The following is a 5,359-nucleotide window of genomic DNA, read 5'->3' as shown; positions in this document are numbered from 1 at the left end:
GGGCTACCATTGTAGTTTCCGCTGGTAATGGGTATACTAATTTTGACGGAAACGGTTCTACCATTAAACTACCTGCCAGTTTAAACAACGTAATCTCTGTTTCTGCCACGGCACCTGAAAGCTGGATCGAAAACCCTTTGGGTGATTTAGATTTACCTGCTAGTTACACCGATTATGGAAGAAGCCATGTCACTGTTTCTGCCCCAGGAGGTGATTTCGACAGCCCAAGTGATTTTTGGTATTATGATATGGTCCTTAGTACAATTCCAGGCGGTTGGAGCTGGAGTGCCGGCACCAGTATGGCATCCCCTCACGTTGCGGGTGTTGCTGCTTTGATCATTGGCAAGAATGGAGGCCAGATGGATCCACATGAGGTAACCAAGCAATTAACCAACACCGCTGATAAGATAGATGGTAATGGAGCAAGTCTTTATCATGGTAAAGGAAGGGTAAATGCCTACAGGGCCGTTACTGAATAGCATTTAAACCAATTATAATTGAAAAAACCGTCCTGACAGTAGCGTCAGGACAGTTTTTTATTTTGTGGAATTCTGAATGATCAATCAAGAAAACTATACCGTTTGGCATAGTCCAACATCTGCTGCTCAAAGGTTTCAGGCTGTGTAACCTTTACATCAACGATTTCCCCGGCGTCATTTGTCTCTGGCACCAATACCGGATTCACAAAGCCGCTATAGGGTGCGGATTTAAACTGTTGGTTACGTTCCAATACCTGCGCATGTAAGGCTTGGTCTACCTTTACCCCATAGCCTTCGACCAGATCTTGGGCGGCCTTAAAGTCACCTTCGGATTTAATGCGTTGTGCTTCACGAAGTAACTCCCCGAATAATTCACGAAGTTTTGCATAGTCATTGATATTGTAGTACGTTTTCCCATCCTTTTCGATTTTTTCAATGACGTTGTCGGCCTTTCCCTTTTCATAAACCCAGGCAGAGACCCATTGCCTATTGACCATATGGTCCTCTTCGATATCATTCCCAAGCTCTATACGCACCAATTGGGAGATCAATCCATTTCTGATATAACCATCGTAAGCGGCTTTACCTACAGCTTGCCAGTCATCGACCAAACCGAGTTCCTGCAGTTTGGGATCCATCAAATAATAAAGTCCGACCAAATCGGCCCTACCCTCTTCCATAGTCGAGGCATAGTTTTTCAAGGTTTCCTTTGGCTGTCCAATACCCGGATTTATGACTCCTGAGGCATGCCCAATGACTTCATGCAAGGCGGTATGCAATTTGTCGGCCAGCTTTCCGTATTTCTCTTCCAAGGCTATTTCTTCCTCATCATAGGCAAACTCCTTTAGTCGGCCGCTTCCACCGGCATTATTGTACGCATCAATGATATTGCCCAAAGAAACCGATTTACTACCGTGTTCTTGCCGAATCCAGTTATTATTGGGTAAATTGACACCAATAGGTGTGCTTGGTGATGCATCACCGGCTTCTCCTGCCACATTAATGGTTTTATAGGAGATACCGACCACATCACTCTTTTTATGGGAATCGTTCAAAGGGGCATTATCTTCAAACCACTGTGCATTTTCTGAAAGTACGGCCATTTGCTTCGACATTTCAAAATCCTTGACCTGGATAATGCTTTCATAAGAACCGCGATACCCCTTAGGGTCTTTATACACCTCAATAAAACCGTTGATCCAATCGATATTGCCTTCCGTGGAAGTTGCCCATGAAATACAATACTCGTCCCAAAGATTCAGATCACCGGTTTTGTAATATTCAATTAGCAATCCCAAGGTTTTGGCTTGCTTTTCATTCTCGGCAACCGCTTGGGCCATTTCGAGCCATTTAATCACCTCGTCAATGGCGGATCCATACATTCCCCCAGATTTCCAAACTTTTTCAACGACCTTTCCGTTTTCACGAACCAATGTGGAGTTCAATCCGGCCTCAATAGGTCTATCCTTAGGTCCTTTATAAGCCGTTTTATAGAATGCTTCTACATCGGCATCCGTAATCGTGGGACCGTAGAAATTGATAGCGGAAGCGGCTATATTGTCCACTCCTTTTTTCTTGTTTACCTTTTTGGCATCCTTATCATTGAAAATGACCTCAAAGGCTTCACCTTCCAGCTGCGTATCCGTTTCCTTCAATAAATAGGTCAAAAAGTCCGCTTTAAAATCGGGTTTTATCTTATCATTGGAATAATGATGATGGATCCCATTGGAAAACCATACCCGCTTTACATATTCCTCAAAGGCCAACCAGTCTTTCGTGGTCTTATCACCAGTATATGTAGTAAAGATGTTCTCCAAGGCATCCCTAATCTCAAGGTTATGGCGATAATTCTGGTCCCACATGATATCGCGACCTGCCAAACCGGCTTGGGTCATATAATATACCAATTGCTTCTCCTTTAAGGTAAGTTCATCGAATCCAGGAATTTGATAGCGCAATATTTTTATGTCAGCGAATTGATCTACGAGATATTCAAAATCAGCCTTGACCTCAACAGGTTGTGTCTCCTCCACTTTTTCTTGGCAAGACCATAAAAGACCCACAAAAAGGAATCCCAATAAAATATGTTTTAAGTTCATGATGTATGTTGTTTTTATATTTCTGCAAATTTAACAAAACCTCGGCTAAATGTTTCATTTATTGGCCATTAAATACGGCAAAAAAAAGACCTAACGATACATCTATAGCGCATGTAATATTTATACTTGAAATCTTCGATAAAGCTCTGAAGAAATGGCTAATTTTACGATTCGTAGCCCTTTTAAAAACGTAAATTACAACCTAATGAAAAAACTATTCCTTTGCATTTTTTTCGCACCATTAACTTTTTTTTCCCAGACTATGGATTTTCCCTTTCAAGACCACGCATTAGATTCCGATTCCCGTGCTGAAGATGTAGTAAGCCGCATGACTTTGGATGAAAAAATCAGTCAAATGCAGGATGTTGCACCCCCTATTGCACGTTTGGGCATTCCTGAATATAATTGGTGGAATGAGTGTTTGCATGGTGTGGCCCGCGCAGGTGCCGCGACCTCATTCCCGCAGGCCATTGGCATGGCAGCGACATGGAATCCCGAATTGATCAATACCGTGGCCGATGTTATCAGTTCAGAAGCAAGGGCAAAATTCAACCATAGTGTGAAAAATGGGCATCGAAATCGCTATCAAGGCCTGACCATGTGGTCGCCCAACATAAATATTTTTAGGGACCCCCGTTGGGGACGAGGTCAAGAAACTTATGGGGAAGATCCCTATCTCACTTCAAGATTAGGAGTCGCTTTTATTAAAGGGTTACAAGGTGATGACCCCGATTATTTTAAGGTCATTGCGACCGCCAAACATTATGCGGTACATAGTGGCCCAGAGTATAACCGGCATACCTTCGATGCCTATGCCGATAAAAAGGATTTATGGGAAACCTACTTGCCTGCCTTCAAGGCCGCTGTATTGGAAGCGAAAACCTATTCGGTAATGTCGGCATACAATCGATATTTGGGCGAATCGGCCACTGCCAGTTCCCTTTTGCTGCAAGATATCCTACGGGACACATGGGGGTTTAAGGGCTATGTCGTATCGGACTGTGGTGCGGTCGAAGACATCTATCTAAGGCATAAGATTGTGGAAACTGCGGAAGAGGCCGCTGCCCTAGCCGTAAAATCTGGTTGCGATCTTAATTGTGGTTCTACCTATGCGCATTTGAAGAAGGCTGTTACTGACGGTTATATTACCGAAAAGGAAATTGACACAGCGGTTAAGCGACTATTCCTCGCCAGGATCAAATTGGGATTGTTGAATACAGCGGAAAACATGCCATTCGCAAATATTCAAGATGAAGTTCTCGAATCGGAGGCAAACCAAAAATTGGCCTTGCAAACTGCCAGGGAGTCTATGGTGCTCTTAAAAAACGAAAAGAATACCCTTCCTATTTCAAAAGAGATCAAGACAATAGCGGTTATAGGCCCTACCGCCAATGACAAACAATTTTTATTGGGAAATTATTTTGGGACCCCCACCTATCGAAAAACGATTTTAGAAGGAATCCAGGACAAAGTTTCCAAGAAAACGATCGTGCATTATTTCAAGGGTACCAACATCACTGATGAAGAACCCATATTCGATATTATCGATGAGAAAAACTTTAATGGGAAAATAAAAACGGAGTATTTCAACAACTCGAATTTGGATGGAAACCCTGTTGCAGTACAATCCGTAAATTTGATAGACTTTGATTGGGGTGGAGCTGTCCCAATTGTTGACCTCATACCGGGGGAATTCTCCATTCGATATACCGGCACCCTTGTACCTGACTTTAGTGGCAATGCCTCCTTTAGTATAAATGAAAGTGGGGGGTCTTATAGTTTTTCCCTTGATGGAAAGGAAATGGTTTCTGGTTCAAGTGAAACCGAAACCTTACCCAAAACCGTGCAATTTCCCGTTGTAAAGAATAAAAAACTGCAATTTGTAATCGCTTATAAATGTACCAACCCATGGATATCATCTATTCAATTTTTATGGAACAAGGAACATCTATTGGGTAAGGATAAAATGATTGAAAAAGTAAGCCAAAGTGACCTTATTATCTATGTAGGTGGCATTACGGCGCGATTGGAAGGTGAGGAAATGCCCATTGCCATCGAAGGTTTTTCCAAAGGCGATAGAACTGATTTAAAATTACCATCCGCGCAGCAAAACCTGATAAAAGAACTTTATGCATTGGGAAAACCCATAGTATTCGTACTCACCGGTGGAAGCGCAATGGCCATAAACTGGGAAAATGAAAACCTACCCGCCATATTAAATGCATGGTATCCTGGCCAAGCCGGCGGAAGTGCCGTGGCGGATATTCTGTTCGGGGATTATAATCCGTCAGGAAAATTACCGGTTACCTTTTATAAATCCGTTACAGATCTGCCGCCCTTTGAAGATTATCATATGAAAGGGCGTACCTATCGTTATTTTGACGGGGACGTACTTTACCCATTTGGCTATGGCTTGAGTTATACGCATTTCTCCTACGCCACCCCTGTTTTGGAAAAATCGATAATGAACAAGGCGGAAAAAAACAATCTTGAGGTAATAGTTACCAATGATGGGGATTATGATGGGCAAACCGTTGTACAATTATATGTGAAGGACCAAGAGGCCAGTGTCACCAAACCTTTGAAATCCTTAAGAAAATTCCAAAAAATATTCTTAAAGAAAGGGGAATCGAAGACCATTGAATTTGAGATCACCCCTGAGGACCTATCGATTTTTGATACTCAGGGAAATAGTTTCGTTGAACCTGGAGCGTTCGATATTTTCATGGGTGAAAATTCGGCAACCCAAAACAAAACAAGCGTAATCGTACAATGAGATTG

Annotated in this window: 3 protein-coding genes; 2 read left to right on the top strand and 1 reads right to left on the bottom strand. The window is 42.5% G+C overall.

Features of this window, described 5'->3' with window-relative positions; genetic code table 11:
• The coding region (locus WBM98_RS09825; RefSeq protein WP_424365847.1) for a S8 family serine peptidase at positions 1-479 on the top strand (479 nt) is incomplete at its 5' end.
• An 80-nt stretch (positions 480-559) separates the two neighbouring features.
• On the opposite strand, the gene WBM98_RS09820 is transcribed toward WBM98_RS09825, so the two are convergent.
• Positions 560-2,578, bottom strand: a complete 2,019-nt coding sequence (locus WBM98_RS09820) for a dipeptidyl-peptidase 3 family protein (protein ID WP_424365846.1) — start codon at positions 2,576-2,578, stop codon at positions 560-562.
• 205 nt (positions 2,579-2,783) lie between these two features.
• Here WBM98_RS09820 and WBM98_RS09815 point away from each other — a divergent pair, with 205 nt between their 5' ends.
• On the top strand, positions 2,784-5,354 hold the full coding sequence (locus WBM98_RS09815) for a glycoside hydrolase family 3 C-terminal domain-containing protein (protein WP_424365845.1): 2,571 nt from the start codon (positions 2,784-2,786) through the stop codon (positions 5,352-5,354).
• Positions 5,355-5,359: the final 5 nt, after the last annotated feature.

Source organism: Maribacter sp. (assembly GCF_049667165.1).
Lineage (GTDB): Bacteria > Bacteroidota > Bacteroidia > Flavobacteriales > Flavobacteriaceae > Maribacter_A.
The sequence above is the reverse complement of the archived record's forward strand: the minus strand, read 5'-3'. Positions and strand labels throughout refer to the sequence as shown.